This window comes from Streptomyces sp. NPDC104381 (genome assembly GCF_055583745.1).
In genome coordinates this window covers 125,901-147,281 of sequence record NZ_JBVJNK010000008.1, presented here as the reverse complement: position 1 = coordinate 147,281, position 21,381 = coordinate 125,901, and the positions used below count along the sequence as shown (strand labels likewise).

General features: G+C 71.6%; 20 protein-coding genes. 18 read left to right on the top strand and 2 right to left on the bottom strand.

The features are described from left to right. Positions 1-3 precede the first annotated feature (3 nt). The 4 genes from ACZ607_RS27315 to nusB all read left to right on the top strand — a co-directional run bounded on the left by ACZ607_RS27315 (position 4) and on the right by nusB (position 3,123). Positions 4-825: a Pro-rich N-terminal domain-containing protein gene (locus ACZ607_RS27315; RefSeq protein ID WP_469738757.1), complete on the top strand. Its 822-nt coding sequence runs from the start codon at positions 4-6 to the stop codon at positions 823-825. Positions 826-942: 117 nt separating this feature from the next. Further along, positions 943-2,049 (top strand): M24 family metallopeptidase, encoded by a 1,107-nt coding sequence (locus ACZ607_RS27310; RefSeq protein ID WP_469738755.1) that lies wholly within the window; start codon positions 943-945, stop codon positions 2,047-2,049. Between the two features lie 73 nt (positions 2,050-2,122). Continuing rightward, positions 2,123-2,689, top strand: a complete 567-nt coding sequence (gene efp, locus ACZ607_RS27305) for an elongation factor P (RefSeq protein WP_329226688.1) — start codon at positions 2,123-2,125, stop codon at positions 2,687-2,689. Positions 2,690-2,691: 2 nt separating this feature from the next. Then, positions 2,692-3,123, top strand: coding sequence for a transcription antitermination factor NusB (gene nusB / locus ACZ607_RS27300; RefSeq protein WP_469738752.1), 432 nt, complete (start codon positions 2,692-2,694; stop codon positions 3,121-3,123). Between the two features lie 152 nt (positions 3,124-3,275). On the opposite strand, the gene bldD is transcribed toward nusB, so the two are convergent. Then, positions 3,276-3,776 carry a transcriptional regulator BldD gene (gene bldD / locus ACZ607_RS27295; RefSeq protein WP_014157378.1) on the bottom strand — a complete coding sequence of 167 codons (501 nt, stop codon included), beginning with the start codon at positions 3,774-3,776 and terminating at the stop codon, positions 3,276-3,278. A 221-nt stretch (positions 3,777-3,997) separates the two neighbouring features. Here bldD and pyrR point away from each other — a divergent pair, with 221 nt between their 5' ends. The 14 genes from pyrR (at position 3,998) to ACZ607_RS27225 (ending at position 20,732) form a co-directional block, all read left to right on the top strand. Beyond that, positions 3,998-4,582 (top strand): bifunctional pyr operon transcriptional regulator/uracil phosphoribosyltransferase PyrR, encoded by a 585-nt coding sequence (gene pyrR / locus ACZ607_RS27290; protein ID WP_469738750.1) that lies wholly within the window; start codon positions 3,998-4,000, stop codon positions 4,580-4,582. Positions 4,583-4,672: 90 nt separating this feature from the next. Beyond that, positions 4,673-5,689: an aspartate carbamoyltransferase catalytic subunit gene (locus ACZ607_RS27285; protein WP_356712559.1), complete on the top strand. Its 1,017-nt coding sequence runs from the start codon at positions 4,673-4,675 to the stop codon at positions 5,687-5,689. A 2-nt stretch (positions 5,690-5,691) separates the two neighbouring features. Further along, the gene (locus tag ACZ607_RS27280; RefSeq protein ID WP_469738747.1) at positions 5,692-6,978 is read left to right on the top strand and encodes a dihydroorotase; all 1,287 of its coding nucleotides are present in this window, start codon (positions 5,692-5,694) and stop codon (positions 6,976-6,978) included. Further along, positions 6,975-7,601: a PH-like domain-containing protein gene (locus ACZ607_RS27275; protein ID WP_469738745.1), complete on the top strand. Its 627-nt coding sequence runs from the start codon at positions 6,975-6,977 to the stop codon at positions 7,599-7,601. The genes ACZ607_RS27280 and ACZ607_RS27275 overlap by 4 nt, the downstream gene beginning before the upstream one ends. Then, on the top strand, positions 7,598-8,740 hold the full coding sequence (gene carA, locus ACZ607_RS27270) for a glutamine-hydrolyzing carbamoyl-phosphate synthase small subunit (RefSeq protein ID WP_469738743.1): 1,143 nt from the start codon (positions 7,598-7,600) through the stop codon (positions 8,738-8,740). Before ACZ607_RS27275 ends, carA begins: the two co-directional genes overlap by 4 nt. Continuing rightward, positions 8,733-12,041 (top strand): carbamoyl-phosphate synthase large subunit, encoded by a 3,309-nt coding sequence (carB, locus tag ACZ607_RS27265; protein ID WP_469738742.1) that lies wholly within the window; start codon positions 8,733-8,735, stop codon positions 12,039-12,041. The genes carA and carB overlap by 8 nt, the downstream gene beginning before the upstream one ends. Positions 12,042-12,098: 57 nt before the next feature. After that, a complete protein-coding gene (locus ACZ607_RS27260; RefSeq protein WP_469738740.1) occupies positions 12,099-13,208 on the top strand; it encodes a quinone-dependent dihydroorotate dehydrogenase in 1,110 nt (369 codons plus the stop codon). Continuing rightward, positions 13,205-14,044, top strand: coding sequence for an orotidine-5'-phosphate decarboxylase (pyrF, locus tag ACZ607_RS27255; protein ID WP_469738738.1), 840 nt, complete (start codon positions 13,205-13,207; stop codon positions 14,042-14,044). Before ACZ607_RS27260 ends, pyrF begins: the two co-directional genes overlap by 4 nt. A gap of 244 nt (positions 14,045-14,288) precedes the next feature. Beyond that, positions 14,289-14,612, top strand: a complete 324-nt coding sequence (locus ACZ607_RS27250) for an integration host factor (protein WP_014157387.1) — start codon at positions 14,289-14,291, stop codon at positions 14,610-14,612. A gap of 38 nt (positions 14,613-14,650) precedes the next feature. Beyond that, positions 14,651-15,268 (top strand): guanylate kinase, encoded by a 618-nt coding sequence (gmk, locus tag ACZ607_RS27245; RefSeq protein WP_104790425.1) that lies wholly within the window; start codon positions 14,651-14,653, stop codon positions 15,266-15,268. Positions 15,269-15,368: 100 nt separating this feature from the next. Further along, complete coding sequence (rpoZ, locus tag ACZ607_RS27240; RefSeq protein ID WP_003970369.1) at positions 15,369-15,641, top strand: DNA-directed RNA polymerase subunit omega; 273 nt, start codon at positions 15,369-15,371, stop codon at positions 15,639-15,641. Between the two features lie 174 nt (positions 15,642-15,815). Beyond that, positions 15,816-17,018, top strand: a complete 1,203-nt coding sequence (gene coaBC / locus ACZ607_RS27235) for a bifunctional phosphopantothenoylcysteine decarboxylase/phosphopantothenate--cysteine ligase CoaBC (protein ID WP_469738736.1) — start codon at positions 15,816-15,818, stop codon at positions 17,016-17,018. 238 nt (positions 17,019-17,256) lie between these two features. Then, on the top strand, positions 17,257-18,465 hold the full coding sequence (gene metK / locus ACZ607_RS27230) for a methionine adenosyltransferase (protein ID WP_469738734.1): 1,209 nt from the start codon (positions 17,257-17,259) through the stop codon (positions 18,463-18,465). Positions 18,466-18,587: 122 nt separating this feature from the next. Beyond that, positions 18,588-20,732, top strand: coding sequence for a primosomal protein N' (locus ACZ607_RS27225; RefSeq protein WP_469738732.1), 2,145 nt, complete (start codon positions 18,588-18,590; stop codon positions 20,730-20,732). A gap of 103 nt (positions 20,733-20,835) precedes the next feature. On the opposite strand, the gene ACZ607_RS27220 is transcribed toward ACZ607_RS27225, so the two are convergent. Beyond that, on the bottom strand, positions 20,836-21,345 hold the full coding sequence (locus tag ACZ607_RS27220) for a hypothetical protein (RefSeq protein WP_469738730.1): 510 nt from the start codon (positions 21,343-21,345) through the stop codon (positions 20,836-20,838). Positions 21,346-21,381: the final 36 nt, after the last annotated feature.

Genomic DNA, 21,381 nt, shown 5'->3' with positions numbered 1-21,381 from the left:
CGGATGCAGCACGCAGTGGGGGCCCCGCTGCCGCCGCCCCAGGGTCCCGGGAACGGGCCGTGGACGCACCAGGCCCAGCACTCAGGCCACCCCGGGCAAGCGGGGCCGCCGCCCCCTCCCATGGCACCGGGGCCGGGGCCGCAGCCCCAGGCGCCCGGGCCCCAGCACGCCCCCGTCCCGCCCTCCCGGGAGACCACGGGGCACATCCAGCTGCCGCCCGGCGGCCCCGTCCCGCTGCCCGCGCCGCCCGCCGAGCCGGGCACCGGCGCCGCGACCCTGGCCGTGCTGCTGATCGGGCCCGCGGGGGCCGGCAAGACGACGGTCGCCAAGCTCTGGGCGGGCCGCCGCCGGGTCCCCACCGCGCACGTCTCCCTGGACGACGTCCGCGAGTGGGTCTGCTCCGGCTTCGCCGACCCGCAGGCCGGCTGGAACGACCACTCCGAGGCCCAGTACCGCCTGGCCCGGCGCACCTGCGGCTTCGCCGCCCGTAACTTCCTCGCCAACGGCATCTCCTGCATCCTCGACGACGCGGTCTTCCCCGACCGGCCCGTCGTCGGCCTGGGCGGCTGGAAGCGCCATGTGGGCCCCGGACTGCTGCCCGTGGTCCTCCTGCCCGGCCTGGAGGTCGTCCTGGAGCGCAACGCGGCGCGCAGCGGGAACCGCAGGCTCTCCGACGAGGAGGTCGCCCGGATCCACGGCCGCATGGCCGGCTGGTACGGCTCCGGCCTGCCGATCATCGACAACTCCACCTACGACGTCGAGACGACCGCCCGGGTCCTCGACGACGTCCTGGCGCGCTCCATAGCCAGCCCGCCCGCCTGGTAGCGGCCGCGCGGTCTCCATGGCGGTTCACCGGCGGGTTCCCGTGCCGCCGACCGGCCGGTTTCCCGGTCGGGTGCGCTGACCGGGCGGGGCCCGCCGCGCGCTCGTAGGCTCGGAAACATGTCAGAGGTGTACGCCGTCCGACGCGGGCTGCTGCGTGACCGGTACGCCGCCGCCGGATCCGCGGCCGCCCTGGTCTCCCGACCCGCCAACGTCCGCTATCTCGCGGGCGGGGCCCCGCCCGGCGCCGTGCTGCTGCTCGGCCCCGGCGAGGACGTCCTGCTCTGCCCGCGCGCCCCCACGGGGGACCCCGCCCACGGGCGCCCCGACGAGGAGCTCCGGCTGACCGTCCTCCCCGACGCCGACGGCGACCCGGTCGTCGCGGCGGCCGGTCTCGCCGGCGGCCTGGGCGTCGACTCCCTGTCGGTCGAGGAGCACGACCTGACGGTCTCGCGTCACCGCGCCATGAGTGCCGTCGCCCCGCGTCTGCGCCTGGGCGACCTCGGCACCACGGTGGAGCAGCTGCGCCTCGTGAAGGACGAGGAGGAGATCGCCTGTCTGCGGATCGCCGCCGAGATCACCGACCAGGCGCTCGGGGAGCTCCTCGAATCCATCCTGGTGGGCCGCACCGAACGCCATCTCGCCCTGGAGCTGGAGCGCCGGCTGGTGGACCACGGCGCCGACGGCCCGGCCTTCGCCACCTCCGTGGGGACGGGCCCCCACTCCGGTCTCGGCCGCCACCGGCCCACCGACCGCAGGGTCGAGGAAGGTGATTTCCTCTCCGTCTGCCTGGGGGCGAACTACCGCGGCTACCGCTGCGAGATCGGCCGGACCTTCGTCATCGGGACCAGCCCCGCGGACTGGCAGATCGAGCTCTACGACCTTGTTTTCGCCGCTCAGCGGGCCGGACGGGAGGCTCTCGTACCAGGCGCGGGCTACCGTGACGTGGACCGTGCGGCCCGCCATCTCCTGGACTCGGCGGGCCACTCGGAGTGCCTCCAGCCCAGCACCGGTCACGGGGTCGGGCTCGAAATCGACGAGGACCCGCAGTTGGCACCGGCAGCCATGGGTAAACTGGACGCTTGCGTGCCGGTCACCGTCGAACCGGGGGTCCACCTCCCGGGCCGGGGCGGTGTCCGGATCGATGACACGCTCGTCGTACGCCCCGAGGCGGACGGCGGACCCGAGCTACTCACCATTACGACCAAGGAGCTGCTCGCGCTCTAGGAGAACTCCTCGCGGAGGCTCCGGCGCGCATCCTCGGTCGTCCACCAGCTTCAGTCCAGGAGATTCCGCAACCGTGGCTTCCACGAACGACCTCAAGAACGGCCTGGTGCTCAAGCTCGACGGAGGCCAGCTCTGGTCCGTCGTCGAGTTCCAGCACGTCAAGCCCGGCAAGGGCCCCGCCTTCGTGCGCACCAAGCTCAAGAACGTGCTCTCCGGCAAGGTCGTCGACAAGACGTTCAACGCCGGCGTGAAGGTCGAGACGGCCACCATCGACCGCCGCGACATGCAGTTCTCGTACATGGACGGCGAGTACTTCGTCTTCATGGACATGAGCACGTACGACCAGCTCATGGTCGACCGCAAGGCCGTCGGTGACGCCGCCAACTTCCTGATCGAGGGCTTCACCGCCTCCGTCGCGCAGCACGAGGGCGAGGTGCTCTACGTCGAGCTGCCCGCCGCGGTCGAGCTGACCATCCAGCACACCGACCCGGGTGTGCAGGGCGACCGCTCCACCGGTGGCTCCAAGCCCGCCACGCTGGAGACCGGTTACGAGATCGGTGTCCCGCTCTTCATCACCACCGGCGAGAAGATCAAGGTCGACACCCGTACGGGCGACTACCTCGGCCGGGTGAACAGCTAACCGTGGCTGCCCGGAACAAGGCCCGCAAGCGCGCCTTCCAGATCCTTTTCGAGGCCGACCAGCGCGGCGAGTCCGTGCAGACGGTCCTCGCGGACTGGGTACGGCTCTCGCGGACCGACGACCGTCAGCCGCCGGTCGGTGAATTCACGATGGAGCTGGTCGAGGGGTACGCGCAGTACGCGGACCGCATCGACGACCTCATCGTCACCTACGCCGTGGACTGGGAGATCGACCGCATGCCGGTCGTCGACCGGAACATCCTGCGGCTCGGGGCGTACGAGCTGATCTGGATGGACTCGACGCCGGACGCCGTGGTGATCGACGAGGCGGTCCAGCTCGCCAAGGAGTTCTCCACGGACGACTCCCCGACCTTCGTGAACGGCCTGCTGGCCCGGTTCAAGGACCTCAAGCCGAACCTCCGCCGGGAGCAGTAGCCTCCGACGGCATCGAGCCGAACGAAGGGCCCACGGTCGCACGCGACCGTGGGCCCTTCGGCGTACCGGCCCGGCCGGACACGGAAAACGCCGGACCGGCAGGGCCCGAGGGCCCCGCCGGTCCGGCGTCATGTGTCTGGGTGGGGTGGGGGTCAGCCCTCGTCGTGGGCGACCGCGCGACGCGCGTCGGCGTCCAGCACGCCCCAGCTGATCAGCTGCTCGGTGAGGACCGACGGCGACTGGTCGTAGATCACGGCCAGGGTGCGCAGGTCGTCCTGGCGGATGGAGAGCACCTTGCCGTTGTAGTCGCCGCGCTGGCTCTGGATCGTCGCCGCGTAACGCTGCAGCGGTCCGGCCTTCTCCGGCGGCACGTGGGCGAGGCGCTCCAGGTCGAGGACCAGCTTCGGCGGGGGCTCGGCGGCACCGCCGGGGGTCGTGCCGGGCAGGAGCTCCTGCACCGGAACGCCGTAGAAGTCGGCCAGCTCGGCAAGGCGCTGAACGGTCACCGCGCGGTCGCCGCGCTCGTAGGAACCGACCACGACGGCCTTCCAGCGGCCCTGCGACTTCTCCTCCACGCCGTGGAGGGAGAGGCCCTGCTGGGTGCGGATGGCGCGGAGCTTGGCCCCGAGCTGCTTTGCGTATTCGCTGGACATAAGGCTCCCCGGACGCTGGAACATTCTGCGGCTGGGCCGCGTGGCTGGTAACTCACTGTGAGGTTACGCAGCGTTACTTGGCTGCGTCAAGCCGAAAGGTCCGGACTGCGGCCTCCCGGGGGCGGGGTCAGGGCCTCGCATAAGCCCTGGTAACGTGGATGACGCAATTTCGACGTCCTTTAACGTCCGTCCAGTGAGGCGGAGAAGGAGGTCCGTTTCTTATGGACGCACAGCATGACCACACCGGCAATGCGGCACGCCCCGTTCTGGAGGCTCCCGACATCGCCCGGGTACTGACCCGGATCGCCCACGAGATCGTCGAACGCGCCAAGGGCGCCGACGACGTGGTGCTGCTCGGCATCCCGACGCGGGGAGTGTTCCTCGCCCGCCGGCTCGCCGGAAAGCTCGAAGAGATCACCGGCCGGAAGACGCCGGTCGGGTCACTCGACATCACGATGTACCGCGACGATCTGCGGATGCGCCCCGCGCGTGCCCTCGCACGCACGGAGATCCCCGGTGAGGGCATCGAGGGCCGTCTCGTCGTCCTCGTCGACGACGTGCTCTTCTCCGGCCGCACGATCCGCGCCGCGCTCGACGCGCTCGGCGACATCGGCCGGCCCCGTGCCGTACAGCTCGCGGTCCTCGTCGACCGCGGACACCGCGAGCTCCCGATCCGGGCCGACTACGTAGGCAAGAACCTCCCCACGTCGCTGCGGGAGACGGTCAAGGTCCAGCTCGCCGAGGAGGACGGCCGTGACGCCGTGCTGCTCGGTGGCGAGCAGGCCGTCCCGGCGGGCGAGCAGTAGCCGAGTCACGTCCCGTGCGCCCTGTCGGCCGCACGGCTGCTTCCGCACGCCTGCCTGCCTGATCCCTCCACCCTTCACGGAGACCCCCAGATGCTGCGCCCTCCCGGCGACAACCCCCGGACCCCCCGACACCTCATCTCGGCCGCAGACCTCACCCGCGACGACGCCGTCCTGATCCTCGACACCGCCGAGGAGATGGCCAGGGTCGCCGACCGGCCGATCAAGAAGCTTCCCACCCTGCGTGGACGAACGGTCGTGAACCTCTTCTTCGAGGACTCGACCCGGACGCGGATCTCGTTCGAGGCCGCCGCCAAGCGCCTCTCCGCCGACGTCATCAACTTCTCCGCGAAGGGCTCATCCGTCTCCAAGGGCGAGTCGCTCAAGGACACCGCGCTCACCCTGGAGGCCATGGGCGCCGACGCGGTCGTCATCCGGCACGGCGCCTCCGGGGCCCCGTACCGCCTCGCCACCTCGGGCTGGATCGACAGCGCCGTCGTCAACGCAGGCGACGGCACGCACGAGCACCCCACCCAGGCGCTGCTGGACGCGTTCACGATGCGCCGCCGGCTGGTCGGCCCCGACGCGGGGATCGGCCGCGACCTCGAAGGCCGCCGGATCACGATCGTCGGCGACATCCTGCACAGCCGCGTGGCCCGCTCCAACGTGCACCTGCTGCACACGCTCGGTGCGCACGTCACCCTGGTGGCCCCGCCCACCCTCGTGCCCGTCGGCGTCGAGCAGTGGCCCTGCGACGTCAGCTACCGCCTCGACGACGTGCTCCCGAAGTCGGACGCGGTCATGATGCTCCGGGTGCAGCGCGAGCGGATGAACGCCGCCTACTTCCCGACCGAGCGCGAGTACTCCCGCCGCTACGGCCTGGACGGCGAGCGCATGGCCCGGATGCCCGAGCACGCCATCGTGATGCACCCCGGCCCGATGGTCCGCGGCATGGAGATCACGGCCGAGGTCGCCGACTCCGACCGCTGCACCGCCGTCGAACAGGTCGCGAACGGCGTCTCCACCCGCATGGCCGTCCTGTACCTGCTGCTGGGCGGTTCCGAGACCGCCCTGCCCTCCGCCTCCGCCCGTACCGAGGAGAACAAGTAACCATGAGCAAGATCCTGATCCGCGGTGCGAAGATCCTCGGCGGCGAGCCGCAGGACGTCCTCATCGACGGCGAGACGATCACGGAGACCGGCACCGGCATGGAGGCCGGCGACGCCACCGTGATCGAGGCGGCGGGGCAGATCCTGCTGCCCGGCCTCGTCGACCTGCACACCCACCTGCGCGAGCCCGGCCGCGAGGACTCCGAGACCGTCCTCACCGGCACCAAGGCCGCGGCGGTCGGCGGCTTCACTGCCGTGCACGCCATGGCCAACACCTTCCCCGTCGCCGACACCGCCGGCGTCGTCGAGCAGGTCTGGCGGCTCGGCAAGGAGTCCGGCTACTGCGACGTGCAGCCCGTCGGCGCCGTCACCGTCGGCCTGGAGGGCAAGCAGCTCGCCGAGCTCGGCGCCATGCACGACTCCGCCGCCGGGGTGAAGGTCTTCTCCGACGACGGCAAGTGCGTCGACGACGCGGTCATCATGCGCCGCGCCCTGGAGTACGTGAAGGCCTTCGACGGCGTCGTCGCCCAGCACGCCCAGGAGCCCCGCCTCACCGAGGGCGCCCAGATGAACGAGGGCGTCGTCTCGGCCGAGCTCGGCCTCGGCGGCTGGCCCGCCGTCGCCGAGGAGTCGATCATCGCCCGCGACGTCCTCCTCGCCGCGCACGTCGGCTCCCGGGTGCACATCTGCCACCTCTCGACCGCCGGCTCCGTGGAGATCGTCCGCTGGGCCAAGTCCAAGGGCTGGAACGTCACCGCCGAGGTCACCCCGCACCACCTCCTCCTCACCGACGAGCTCGTACGGACCTACAACCCGGTCTACAAGGTGAACCCGCCGCTGCGCACCGAGGCCGACGTCATGGCCCTGCGCGAGGCCCTCGCCGACGGCACCATCGACTGCGTGGCCACCGACCACGCACCGCACCCGCACGAGGACAAGGACTGCGAGTGGGCCGCCGCCGCCATGGGCATGGTGGGCCTGGAGACCGCGCTCTCCGTGGTCCAGCAGACGATGGTGGACACCGGGCTCCTCGACTGGGCGGGCGTCGCCGACCGCATGTCGGCCCGTCCCGCGGCCATCGGCCGGCTCGAAGGACACGGCCGGCCCGTCTCGGCGGGTGAGCCCGCCAACCTCACCCTGGTCGATCCGGCATACCGTGGAGCTGTGGACCCCGCGGGCTTCGCCTCCCGCAGCCGCAACACTCCCTACGAGGGTCGCGAGCTGCCCGGCCGAGTGACCCACACCTTCCTGCGGGGCCGTGCCACGGTCGTCGACGGGAAGCTCGCGTGACAACACTCACCCCCAGTTATCAGCTGTACCAGCTGGCCGCCGAAGAGAAGTCGGCCGAAGTGACGGACTGGTCCGCCCGCATCAGCTGGGTCCTCGGACTGGTCGTCCTCATCGCCTTCGTCTACTGGCTGATGCGCCAGGGATGGAAGTGGCGGGGGAGCCTCCAGTCCGGCCTGCCCGAGCTCGCGACCACCCCCGACGGCTTCGCGGACGGTGAGCAGCTCCTCACGCTGACCGGCCGCTACCACGCCTCGACGACCGCAGGCCAGTGGCTCGACCGGATCGTGGCACACGGCCTCGGCACCCGCAGCAGGGTCGAGCTGACCCTCACCGAGCAGGGCCTCGACGTCGTACGCCCCGGAGCCGCCGACTTCTTCGTACCGGCCGCCGCACTGCGCGAAGCCAGGCTGGAGAGGGCGCTCGCCGGCAAGGTCCTGCCCGAGGGCGGCCTGCTGGTCATCACCTGGGCGCACGGCGACCGGCTGATCGACTCCGGCTTCCGCTCCGACCGCTCGGCCGAGCACCAGGCGTGGGTCGACGCCATCGGCCACCTCACCGGCGCAGCGGCCGGTGACCACCTCACCAGCACCATCACCAGCACGACGGAAGGCACCGCACGATGACGATCTCCACCCGGGGAGCAGGAAAAGCTCCCGCCGTACTCGTCCTGGAGGACGGCCGCTCCTTCCGCGGCCGCGCCTACGGGGCCGTGGGGGAGACCTTCGGCGAGGCGGTGTTCTCGACCGGCATGACCGGCTACCAGGAAACGCTGACCGACCCCTCGTACCACCGCCAGGTCGTCGTCATGACCGCCCCGCACGTCGGCAACACCGGCGTGAACGACGAGGACCCCGAGTCCGGACGGATCTGGGTCTCCGGCTACGTCGTGCGCGACCCCGCCCGGACCCCCTCCAACTGGCGCTCCCGCCGCTCCCTGGACGAGGAGCTCGCGAGCCAGGGCGTCGTCGGCATCAGCGGCATCGACACCCGCGCGCTCACCCGCCACCTGCGGGAGCGCGGCGCGATGCGCGTCGGCATCTTCTCCGGGAACGCCGTCGAGGACGAGGGCGTGCTCCTCGCCAAGGTGCGCCAGGCCCCCGAGATGAAGGGCGCCGACCTCGCTGCCGAGGTCGCCACCAAGGAGGCGTACGTCGTCCCCGCCGTCGGCACCAAGAAGTTCACCGTCGCGGCGATCGACCTCGGCATCAAGGGCATGACCCCGCACCGCATGGCCGAACGCGGCATCGAGGTGCACGTCCTGCCCGCCACCGCCACCCTCGACGAGGTGTACGCCGTCGAGCCCGACGGAGTGTTCTTCTCCAACGGCCCCGGCGACCCCTCCACCGCCGACCACCCCGTCGCCCTCATGCGGGGCGTCCTGGAGCGGAAGACCCCGCTCTTCGGCATCTGCTTCGGCAACCAGATCCTGGGCCGCTCGCTCGGCTTCGGGACCTACAAGCTGAAGTATGGCCACCGCGGCATCAACCAGCCCGTGCAGGACCGCACGACCGGCAAGGTCGAGGTCACCGCGCACAACCACGGATTCGCCGTCGACGCCCCGCTCGACAAGGTCTCCGACACGGACTTCGGCCGTGCCGAGGTCTCCCACGTATGCCTGAACGACCAGGTCGTCGAAGGGCTGCAGCTGCTCGACCAGCCGGCCTTCAGCGTCCAGTACCACCCCGAAGCAGCCGCGGGCCCGCACGACGCCGCGTACCTCTTCGACCGCTTCGTATCCCTGATGGAGGGCCAGCGTGCCTAAGCGCTCCGATATCCAGTCCGTCCTGGTCATCGGCTCCGGTCCGATCGTCATCGGGCAGGCCGCCGAGTTCGACTACTCCGGCACCCAGGCCTGCCGTGTGCTCAAGGCCGAGGGCCTGCGCGTCATCCTGGTGAACTCCAACCCGGCGACGATCATGACCGACCCGGAGATCGCCGACGCCACCTACGTCGAGCCGATCACCCCCGAGTTCGTCGAGAAGATCATTGCCAAGGAGCGGCCCGACGCGCTGCTCCCGACCCTCGGCGGCCAGACCGCGCTCAACACCGCCATCTCCATGCACGACAACGGCGTGCTGGAGAAGTACGGCGTCGAGCTCATCGGCGCCAACGTCGAGGCCATCAACAAGGGCGAGGACCGCGACCTCTTCAAGGGCGTCGTCGAGGCCGTCAAGCAGAAGATCGGCTACGGCGAGTCCGCCCGCTCCGTCATCTGCCACACCATGGACGACGTCATCGCCGGCGTCGACACCCTCGGCGGCTACCCCGTCGTCGTCCGCCCCTCCTTCACCATGGGCGGCGCCGGCTCCGGCTTCGCCCACGACGAGGAGGAGCTGCGCCGCATCGCCGGACAGGGCCTCACGCTCTCCCCGACCACCGAGGTGCTCCTGGAGGAGTCCATCCTCGGCTGGAAGGAGTACGAGCTGGAGCTGATGCGCGACAAGAACGACAACGTCGTGGTCGTCTGCTCCATCGAGAACTTCGACCCGATGGGCGTCCACACCGGCGACTCCATCACCGTCGCCCCGGCGATGACGCTCACCGACCGTGAGTACCAGCGGCTGCGTGACATCGGCATCGCGATCATCCGCGAGGTCGGCGTCGACACCGGCGGCTGCAACATCCAGTTCGCGATCGACCCGTCCGACGGCCGGATCATCGTGATCGAGATGAACCCGCGCGTCTCCCGCTCCTCGGCGCTCGCCTCCAAGGCCACCGGCTTCCCGATCGCCAAGATCGCCGCCAAGCTGGCCGTCGGCTACACGCTCGACGAGATCCCCAACGACATCACCGAGAAGACGCCGGCCTCCTTCGAGCCGACCCTCGACTACGTCGTGGTCAAGGCCCCGCGCTTCGCCTTCGAGAAGTTCCCGTCCGCCGACTCCACCCTCACCACCACCATGAAGTCGGTGGGCGAGGCCATGGCGATCGGCCGCAACTTCACCGAGGCCCTGCAGAAGGCCCTGCGCTCCCTGGAGAAGAAGGGCTCGCAGTTCGCCTTCACCGGGGACCCGGGCGACAAGGCCGAGCTGCTCGCCGAGGCGGTCCGCCCCACCGACGGCCGCATCAACACCGTGATGCAGGCGATCCGGGCCGGCGCCACCCAGGAGGAGGTCTTCGACGCCACGAAGATCGACCCCTGGTTCGTCGACCAGATGTTCCTGATCAAGGAGATCGCCGACGAGCTGGCCTCCGCCGAGCGCCTGGACGCGGACCTGATCGCCGAAGCGAAGCGGCACGGCTTCTCCGACGCCCAGATCGCCGGGATCCGCGGGCTGCGCGAGGACGTCGTACGCGAGGTCCGGCACGCCCTCGGCATCCGCCCGGTCTACAAGACGGTCGACACCTGCGCCGCCGAGTTCGCCGCGAAGACGCCGTACTTCTACTCCAGCTACGACGAGGAGAGCGAGGTCGCGCCCCGCACCAAGCCGGCGGTGATCATCCTCGGCTCCGGCCCCAACCGCATCGGCCAGGGCATCGAGTTCGACTACTCCTGTGTGCACGCCTCCTTCGCGCTCAGCGACGCGGGCTACGAGACCGTCATGGTCAACTGCAACCCGGAGACCGTCTCCACGGACTACGACACCTCTGACCGGCTCTACTTCGAGCCGCTCACGCTGGAGGACGTCCTGGAGATCGTGCACGCCGAGTCGCTCGCGGGCCCGATCGCCGGCGTCATCGTCCAGCTCGGCGGCCAGACCCCGCTCGGCCTCTCGCAGGCGCTCAAGGACAACGGCGTACCGGTGGTGGGCACCTCCCCGGAGGCCATCCACGCTGCCGAGGACCGCGGCGCCTTCGGCCGGGTGCTCGCCGAGGCCGGGCTGCCGGCCCCGAAGCACGGCACCGCCACGACCTTCGCCGAGGCCAAGGCCATCGCCGACGAGATCGGCTACCCCGTCCTCGTACGCCCGTCGTACGTGCTCGGCGGCCGCGGGATGGAGATCGTCTACGACGAGACCCGGCTGTCCTCGTACATCTCCGAGTCCACCGAGATCAGCCCGACCCGGCCGGTCCTGGTCGACCGCTTCCTCGACGACGCCATCGAGATCGACGTCGACGCGCTCTACGACGGCCACGAGCTCTACCTCGGCGGCGTCATGGAGCACATCGAGGAGGCCGGCATCCACTCCGGCGACTCCGCCTGCGCGCTGCCCCCGATCACCCTCGGCGGCTACGACATCAAGCGGCTGCGGGCCTCCACCGAGGGCATCGCCAAGGGCGTCGGCGTGCGCGGACTGATCAACATCCAGTTCGCTCTCTCCGGCGACATCCTGTACGTCCTGGAGGCCAACCCGCGCGCCTCGCGGACCGTCCCCTTCACCTCGAAGGCGACCGCGGTCCCGCTCGCGAAGGCCGCCGCACGCATCTCGCTCGGCGCGACCGTCGCCGAACTGCGCGAGGAGGGACTGCTGCCGAAGCAGGGCGACGGCGGCACCCTGCCCCTGGACGCGCCGATCTCCGTCAAGGAGGCCGTCATGCCGTGGTCGCGCTTCCGCGACATCCAGGGCCGCGGCGTCGACACGGTCCTCGGCCCGGAGATGCGCTCCACCGGTGAGGTCATGGGCATCGACTCCGTCTTCGGCACGGCGTACGCCAAGTCGCAGGCCGGCGCCTACGGACCGCTGCCCACCAAGGGCCGTGCCTTCATCTCGGTCGCCAACCGCGACAAGCGCACGATGATCTTCCCGGCGCGCGAGCTGGTCGCCCACGGCTTCGAGCTGATGGCCACCTCCGGCACCGCCGAGGTCCTCAAGCGCAACGGCATCAACGCCACGGTCGTGCGCAAGCTCTCCGAGGGCGAGGGCCCGAACGGCGAGAAGACCATCGTCCAGCTGATCCACGACGGCGAGGTCGACCTCATCGTCAACACGCCGTACGGGACGGGCGGCCGGCTCGACGGCTACGAGATCCGCACCGCGGCCGTGGCCCGGTCCGTGCCGTGCCTCACGACGGTCCAGGCGCTCGCCGCCGCCGTCCAGGGCATCGACGCGCTCAACCACGGAGGCGTCGGCGTACGTTCCCTCCAGGAACACGCGGAACACCTGATCGCGGCCCGCGACTAGCAGCCCAGCACTGGGGGACACCGGAAACGGTGTCCCCCTCTTCATGAGGACTCCCTGATGTACAAACTCTTCTTCCAGCTGGTCTTCAAGCGCATGGACCCCGAGCAGGCCCACCAGGCCGCGTTCCGGTGGATCCGCCTCGCCGCCCGCATCCCCGTGCTGCGCACCTTCGTCGCCGCCGCCCTCGCCCCCCGCCACAAGGAGCTGCGCACCGAGGCCCTCGGCCTGCGGATGCACGGTCCCTTCGGGCTCGCCGCCGGCTTCGACAAGAACGCCGTCGCCATCGACGGCATGTCCATGCTCGGCTTCGACCACATCGAGATCGGCACGGTCACCGGAGAGCCGCAGCCCGGCAATCCCAGGAAGCGGCTGTTCCGCCTCGTCGAGGACCGGGCGCTCATCAACCGCATGGGCTTCAACAACGAGGGCTCCGCGGCCGTGGCCGAGCGGCTCGCCGCCCGTAACCCCGTCTTCCGCACCACGGTCGGCGTCAACATCGGCAAGACCAAGGTCGTGCCGGAGGCCGAGGCCGCCGCCGACTACGTGAAGTCCACCGAGCGGCTCGCCGCCCACGCCGACTACCTCGTCGTGAACGTCTCCTCGCCCAACACGCCCGGCCTGCGCAACCTCCAGGCCACCGAGTCGCTCCGCCCGCTGCTCACCGCCGTGCGCGAGGCCGCCGACCGCACGGTCACCACCCGGCGGGTCCCGCTGCTCGTCAAGATCGCCCCGGACCTCGCGGACGAGGACGTCGACGCGGTCGCCGACCTCGCCGTCGAGCTCGGCCTGGACGGCATCATCGCCACCAACACCACCATCGCCCGCGAGGGACTCGGCCTGAGGTCCGACGCCTCCCTGGTCGGGGAGACCGGCGGACTCTCCGGCGCGCCCCTCAAGGAGCGCTCCCTGGAGGTCCTCGGCCGTCTGTACGCCCGTGTGGGGACCCGGATCACCCTGGTGGGCGTCGGGGGCATCGAGAACGCCGAGGACGCCTGGCAGCGCATCCTGGCCGGCGCCACGCTCGTCCAGGGCTACAGCGCCTTCATCTACGAGGGCCCGTTCTACGCCCGCGCGATCCACAAGGGCCTCGCCGCCCGCCTGGCCGCATCCCCGTACGCCACCCTCGCCGAAGCCGTCGGCGCCGAGACACGGAAGGTCATGCAGTGACCCTTGAACCCTTCGGCGCGCGCCTGCGCCACGCCATGGACACCCGCGGGCCGCTCTGCGTCGGCATCGACCCGCACAGCTCGCTGCTCACCTCCTGGGGCCTGAACGACGACGTGGCGGGGCTGGAGCGCTTCACACGTACGGTCGTCGAGGCCCTGGCCGACCGGGTCGCCGTGCTGAAGCCGCAGTCCGCGTTCTTCGAGCGCTTCGGCTCGCGGGGCATCGCCGTCCTGGAGAAGGCCGTGGAGGAGGCCCGCGCCGCCGGCGCCCTCGTGCTCATGGACGCCAAGCGCGGCGACATCGGCTCCACGATGGGGGCCTACGCGGCCACCTACCTCGACAAGGACTCGCCGCTCTTCTCCGACGCGGTCACCGTCTCGCCGTACCTCGGCTTCGGCTCGCTGCGGCCCGCGCTCGACGCCGCCGCGGTCTCCGGCGCGGGTGTCTTCGTGCTCGCCCTCACCTCGAACCCGGAGGGCGCGGAGGTCCAGCGCGCCACCGCGGCGGACGGACGGCAGCTGGCCCAGGTGATGCTGGACCACCTGGCGGCCGAGAACGCGGGTGCGACCCCGCTCGGATCCGTGGGCGCGGTGGTCGGCGCCACCCTCGGGGACACCGGTGTCGATCTGTCGGTCAACGGGCCGCTGCTCGCCCCCGGCATCGGCGCCCAGGGTGCGACGCCGGCGGATCTTCCCCGCGTCTTCGGCGCCGCGGTGCGCAATGTCGTGCCCAGCGTGAGCCGGGGCGTGCTGCGCCACGGACCGGACGCTTCAGGGCTGCGCGAAGCCGCCGGACGGTTCGCGGACGAGGTCCGTACGGCCGTCCCGGAACACTGACCATGCCACGTAACTGCCTGTTGACGGAATCCTGACCAGAATTCCGGGTTGTTATGGCCGAAATGTCCGGGTCGGCTCAGGCTGACCAGGACTTTTCGTCTGTTCTCGCTGACTCAGGCGGTCATGCCCGCTAGTCTCCGTCGAGAGCCAACGAGCACGCGGTGTTCGTTGCTCACCAGGTGTGGGACCACCAGGTTCCCCACCGGTCCGTATCCGACAGATCGACATCCGAGGTGACGTAGGCGTGGCTCTTCCGCCCCTTACCCCTGAACAGCGCGCAGCCGCGCTCGAAAAGGCCGCCGCGGCTCGCCGGGAGCGGGCCGAGGTCAAGAATCGACTCAAGCACTCCGGCGCCTCGCTCCACGAGGTCATCAAGCAGGGCCAGGAGAACGACGTCATCGGCAAGATGAAGGTCTCCGCTCTTCTCGAGTCCCTGCCGGGCGTCGGCAAGGTCCGCGCCAAGCAGATCATGGAGCGTCTCGGGATCTCCGAGAGCCGCCGTGTCCGGGGTCTTGGCTCCAACCAGATCGCATCCCTGGAGCGTGAGTTCGGCGGCAGCGCCGCCTGACGTTCTCAGGCACTCCTGAGAACCTGGATAATCGCCCCATGGCTGCAACATCCCGGGGGACGTCCCCCGTACCCCCGGACGTACGTCCGCGGCTGACCGTGCTCTCCGGCCCCTCAGGGGTCGGCAAGAGCACGGTCGTCGCTCATATGCGCAAGGTTCACCCCGAGGTCTGGCTCTCGGTGTCCGCCACGACCCGTAAGCCCCGCCCCGGCGAACGCAACGGTGTCCACTACTTCTTCGTGGACGACGAGGAGTTCGACAAGCTGATCGCCAACGGCGAGCTGCTGGAGTGGGCGGAGTTCGCCGGCAACCGGTACGGCACGCCCCGGCGGGCCGTGCTCGACCGCCTGGAGGCGGGCGAGCCGGTGCTGCTGGAGATCGACCTCCAGGGCGCCCGGCTGGTCCGCCAGTCGATGCCCGAGGCCCAGCTCGTCTTCCTGGCCCCGCCCGGCTGGGACGAGCTGGTGCGCCGTCTCACCGGCCGCGGGACGGAGTCGCAGGAAGTGATCGAGCGCCGGCTCGCGGCGGCGAAGGTCGAGCTGGCCGCGGAGGCCGAGTTCGACACCACGCTCGTCAACACCTCGGTCGAGGACGTGGCACGCGAGCTGCTAACGTTGATGCTGCAGGCTTCCGGCCTCCGTGGTAGCGACGACTGACCTCAGGGTCCTGACCGGTCCACGGACGCAGAGCATCACCACTGCGGAACCAGCATGGTCAAAGATCTCTTTGATCTCTATCCCCTTCGGAAGGCAGAGAGTGTCCTCTTCCATCACCACGCCCGAGGGCATCATCAACCCGCCGATTGATGAGCTCCTCGAGGCCACCGACTCGAAGTACAGCCTCGTGATCTACGCCGCCAAGCGCGCGCGCCAGATCAACGCGTACTACTCGCAGCTCGGCGAAGGCCTCCTCGAGTACGTCGGTCCGCTCGTCGACACCCACGTGCACGAGAAGCCGCTCTCGATCGCGCTCCGCGAGATCAACGCGGGCCTGCTGACCTCCGAGGCCATCGAGGGCCCCGCGCAGTAAGCAGGCGGCAGGAAACGCACCTTCACCACAGGCCCGGCGGTCGGTATCCGCCGGGCCTGTGGTGTGCCCGGCACCGGACCCGCCGGACCGCGCCCCGGGCGGTGAGGCAGCATGGAGGGCGTACGTCACGAGGCCGCACGCGAGTGCGCGGAGACACGAGTGCGGGGAGACGCAGTGGAGAAGCCGAAGGTCGTCCTGGGGGTCAGCGGGGGCATCGCCGCGTACAAGGCGTGCGAGCTGCTGCGCAGGCTGACCGAGTCCGGGCACGACGTACGGGTCGTCCCGACCGACGCGTCGCTGAACTTCGTCGGGGCGGCCACCTGGTCGGCCCTCTCCGGGAACCCCGTGTCGACCGAGGTCTGGGACGGCGTGCACGAGGTGCCGCACGTCCGGATCGGCCAGGGTGCCGACCTCGTCGTGGTCGCCCCCGCCACCGCAGACCTGCTCGCCAAGGCCGCACACGGCCTCGCCGACGACCTCCTCACCAACACCCTGCTCACCGCGCGCTGTCCGGTCGTCTTCGCCCCCGCGATGCACACCGAGATGTGGGAGCACCCCGCCACCCAGGAGAACGTCGCCACCCTGCGCCGCCGCGGGGCCGTCGTCATCGAGCCCGCCGTCGGCCGCCTCACCGGCGTGGACACCGGCAAGGGCCGGCTGCCCGACCCGGGGGAGATCTTCGAGGTCTGCCGCCGCGTCCTGACCCGGGGCCCCGCCGCCCCCGACCTCGCGGGGCGGCACGTGGTGATCAGCGCGGGCGGCACCCGTGAGCCGCTGGACCCGGTGCGCTACCTGGGCAACCGCTCCTCCGGCAAGCAGGGCTACGCCCTGGCCCGCACCGCCGTCGCCCGTGGCGCCCGGGTCACGCTGGTCGAGGCCAACACGGGCCTGCCCGACCCCGCGGGCGCCGACGTGGTGCGCGCCGGGACCGCCGTACAACTGCGCGAGGCCGTGCTCAAGGCGGCGGCCGACGCCGACGTCGTGGTGATGGCCGCCGCCGTCGCCGACTTCCGCCCCGCGGCGTACGCGGCGGGCAAGATCAAGAAGAAGGACGGCCAGGAACCGGCCCCCATCACGCTCGTCCGCAACCCCGACATCCTCGCCGAGGTCGCCGCGGACCGCGCCCGGGAGGGGCAGCTCGTCGTCGGGTTCGCCGCCGAGACCGACGACGTCCTCGCCAACGGCCGCGAGAAGCTCCGCCGCAAGGGCTGCGATCTGCTCGTGGTGAACGAGGTGGGGGAGCGCAAGACCTTCGGATCCGAGGAGAACGAGGCCGTCGTGCTCGCGGCCGACGGCGCTGAGACCCCTGTGCCGTACGGGCCCAAGGAAGCGCTTGCCGACACGGTGTGGGACCTGGTGGCGGCTCGATTCGGTTAGATTGCGCAGATCCCGTTCCGGCGGGAGGAACTCATGACATCGGGCCCTGCCCCGCCCTGGAAGGAGTGATTGTCGTACTGCCGTCAACAGTGCCGCAGGTCACAGACCTCCCAAGGGGCGAGACACGTGCCCCGATCACCGGAAGCGACCGATAAACTGTTGGACGGAATGTGCCGGGCGCAGCTCCCGGAGTTCCATCAATGATCAGCCAGCAGCCGCTGCAACCCCAGGGAGCGATGTGTCCCGCCGTCTCTTCACCTCGGAGTCCGTTACCGAGGGCCACCCCGACAAGATCGCTGACCAGATCAGCGACACGATTCTCGACGCCCTCCTGCGCGAGGACCCCTCCTCGCGCGTCGCCGTCGAGACCTTGATCACCACTGGTCTGGTGCATGTCGCGGGCGAGGTCACGACCAAGGCCTACGCCGACATCCCCAACCTCGTGCGCAACAAGGTGCTGGAGATCGGCTACGACTCCTCCAAGAAGGGCTTCGACGGAGCCTCCTGCGGCGTCTCGGTGTCCATCGGGGCGCAGTCCCCGGACATCGCCCAGGGCGTCGACACCGCGTACGAGAAGCGGGTCGAGGGCGATGAGGACGAGCTCGACAAGCAGGGCGCCGGCGACCAGGGGCTGATGTTCGGCTACGCCTGCGACGAGACGCCCGAGCTGATGCCTCTGCCGATCTACCTCGCGCACCGGCTCTCGCGCCGGCTCTCCGAGGTGCGCAAGAACGGGACCATCCCGTACCTGCGTCCCGACGGCAAGACCCAGGTCACCATCGAGTACGACGGCGACAAGGCCGTCCGTCTCGACACGGTCGTCGTCTCCTCGCAGCACGCGTCCGACATCGACCTGGACTCGCTGCTCGCGCCCGACATCCGTGAGTTCGTCGTCGAGCACGTGCTGAACCAGCTCATCGAGGACGGCATCAAGCTGGACACCGAGGGCTACCGCCTGCTGGTCAACCCGACCGGACGCTTCGAGATCGGCGGCCCGATGGGCGACGCCGGCCTCACCGGCCGCAAGATCATCATCGACACCTACGGCGGCATGGCCCGCCACGGCGGCGGCGCCTTCTCCGGCAAGGACCCGTCCAAGGTCGACCGCTCGGCCGCCTACGCCATGCGCTGGGTCGCCAAGAACGTCGTCGCGGCCGGGCTCGCCGCCCGCTGCGAGGTCCAGGTCGCCTATGCGATCGGCAAGGCCGAGCCGGTCGGTCTGTTCGTCGAGACCTTCGGCACCGCCGCGGTCGACACGGAGAAGATCGAGCACGCCATCGGCGAGGTCTTCGACCTCCGCCCGGCCGCGATCATCCGCGACCTCGACCTGCTCCGCCCGATCTACGCCCAGACCGCGGCGTACGGCCACTTCGGCCGTGAGCTCCCCGACTTCACCTGGGAGCGCACCGACCGCGTGGACGCGCTGCGCGCGGCGGCGGGAATCTAGGACCGCTTGCCCGTCCTTCACGCCGGGGCCCGGACACCGTACGACGAGGTGTCCGGGCCCCGGCGTGTACGGCCCTTCCGGGCCCCCGGGGCATGTCAGTGGCGTCTGGTAGGAATGTGGCTGTGAGCAGCGACGACGAGCGGTCCGACGAGCCCGGGTCCGGGGCGCCGGAGCAGCTTGCGCTCATCCGGGAGTCCGTGCGCCGGGCCAAGGTGCCGCGTGCCAAGCCTCGGACCTGGCGGGGCGCCGCGCTCGCCGAGGAGCTGCCGGTCGCCCGTGTCCTGGTGAACAAGGGCGCGCTCCACCTCGACCAGTACTTCGACTACGCCGTCCCCGAGGAGCTCGACGCCGACGCGCAGCCCGGCGTCCGGGTCCGGGTGCGGTTCGGGGCCGGTGGGCGCCAGGTCCGGGGCGGGAGACGCGAGGGCGGCGGCCTGATCGACGGCTTCCTGATCGAGCGTCGGGCCTCCTCGGACTACCAGGGGGCCCTGGCGGCCCTCGCCTACGTCGTCTCGCCCGAGCCGGTGCTCGGTCCGGAGCTGCTGGAGCTCTCGCGTGCCGTTGCCGACCGGTACGCGGGAAGCCTCGCCGATGTGCTGCAGCTCGCCGTGCCCCCCAGGAACGGCCGCGCCGAGGGCAAGCCGTCGCCGGAGCCGCTGCCGCCGCCCGCGGCCCCCGCGCCCGGGACCTGGGAGCGGTACGCCCAGGGGCCCGGTTTCCTGCGGGCGCTGGCCGAGGGCGGGGCGCCCCGGGCCGTGTGGACGGCGCTGCCCGGCCCGCACTGGCCCGAGGAGATCGCCCGCGCCATGGCCGCGACCCTGGCCTCCGGGCGGGGCGCGCTCGTCGTCGTACCGGACGGGCGGAGCGCCGGGCGGGTCGACGCCGCGCTGACCGCGGTGCTGGGGGAGGGGCGGCACGCGCTGCTGACCGCCGACTCGGGACCGGAGAAGCGCTACCGGCAGTGGCTGGCGGTCCGGCGCGGCTCGGTGCGCGCGGTGGTGGGGACCAGGGCCGCGATGTTCGCCCCGGTCGCCGACCTGGGCCTGGTCGCCCTCTGGGACGACGGGGACTCCAGCCACAGCGACGACAACGCCCCCTTCCCGCACGTCAGGGAGGTCCTGGAGCTGCGCGCCGCGCACGGTCGCTGCGCGTTCCTGCTCGGCGGCACGAGCTGCACGGTGGAGGCCGCCCAGCTGGTCGAGAACGGCTGGGCCCTGCCGCTGCGCGCGGAGCGGGACCAGCTGCGGAGCGCGGCCCCCCTGGTGCGTACGGTCGGCGACGGGGAGCTCGCGCGGGACGGCGCCGCCCGCTCGGCCCGGCTGCCCAGCCTGGCCTGGCAGACCGTCCGGGACGGACTGCGCACCGGGCCTGTGCTCATCCAGGTGCCCCGCCGGGGTTACGCGCCCAGGCTGGCCTGCGAGCGCTGCCGCGAGCCCGCGCGGTGCCGGCACTGCGCGGGGCCGCTCCAGGCGCCGGACCAGCGGGACCTCGACTGCGCCTGGTGCGGGCGGGCCGAGACGGCGTGGCGCTGCCCGGCCTGCGGCGGCGCGCGGCTGCGGGCGCAGATCGTCGGCGCCCGCCGGACCGCGGAGGAGCTGGGGAGGGCGTTCCCCGCCGTCCCGGTGCGGACCTCGGGGCGGGACCATGTGCTGGACTCCGTGCCCGACCAGCCCGCTCTCGTCGTCAGCACCCCCGGCGCGGAGCCGGTGGCCGAGGGGGGTTACGCGGCGGCGCTGCTGCTGGACGGCTGGGCCATGATCGGCCGGCCCGACCTGCGGGCCGGCGAGGAGGCACTGCGGCGCTGGACGGCCGCCGCCGCGCTGGTGCGGGGCCGGCCGGACGGCGGCACCGTGGTGATCATGGCCGAGCCGACGCTACCGCCGGTGCAGGCCCTGGTCCGCTGGGACCCGGTCGGCCACGCCCGCCGCGAGCTCGCGGAACGCGCGGAGCTCGGCTTCCCGCCGGTGTCCCGGATGGCCTCCGTCACCGGCCCGCCGGAGGCCGTGGCCGCCTTCCTCGCAGGCGCGGAGCTGCCGCCCGAAGCGGAGGTCCTCGGCCCGGTCCAGGTGCCAGGAGCCACTCCCGGCAGGCCCCGCAGACAGGGGGACGCCCCGCCCGGCGAGGCCTGGGAGCGCGCGCTGGTCAGGGTCCCGCCGGGGCGGGGAGCGGCGCTGGCGGCCGCCCTGAAGACGGCGCAGGCCGCGCGGACCGCCCGGGGCACCGGGGAGCCCGTACGGATCAGGATCGACCCCCCGGACATCGGCTGACGCCGCCGGGGGAGCGACCGGGCGCCGGGCGCCACCGGAGGCCCGGCCCGCCCGGCGGCCGCGCGTCCCCGGCCGCCGGCACCGCACCGGGCACCCCGTGCGGTCAGCCGTTGCGCGGACCGGGGAAGGCGCCGGGCCGGTCCGACGGCTGCGGCGGCATCGAGCGGGCGGCGGGCACGGCCGGCAGCACGGAGGAGCCCGGCGCCGCGGACACCGTACGGCTCGTGTTCTCGGAGGCGGCCTCCGCCGACCCGGACTGCGGGGTCGCACGGCGCGCGCCGTAACGGCGGTGCACCGCCTGCTTGGTGACCCCGAGCGCGGAGCCCACCGCGTCCCACGAGAAGCCCAGCGAGCGGTCGAAGTCCACCGCCGCGGTGACCAGGGTCTCGACGCTGTCCCGCAGTTCCTGGGCGAGCCGGACCGTCGGGGCCGGAGCCCTGCCGTAGACGACGAAGCCGGCGGACGGGCCGGAGCGGCGCGGACGGTAGACGTTGCCCAGCTGCGCAGTGAGGGTGCGCAGCGCGTCCACCTGCCGCCGGACCCGCTCGATGTCCCGCACCAACAGGTGCAGACTGGCACGCGCTTGGGCGTCGTGGGTTGCGTGGTCGGCCATGAACAAGCCTCTCGAACCGGCGTTGAAAGGGATCGG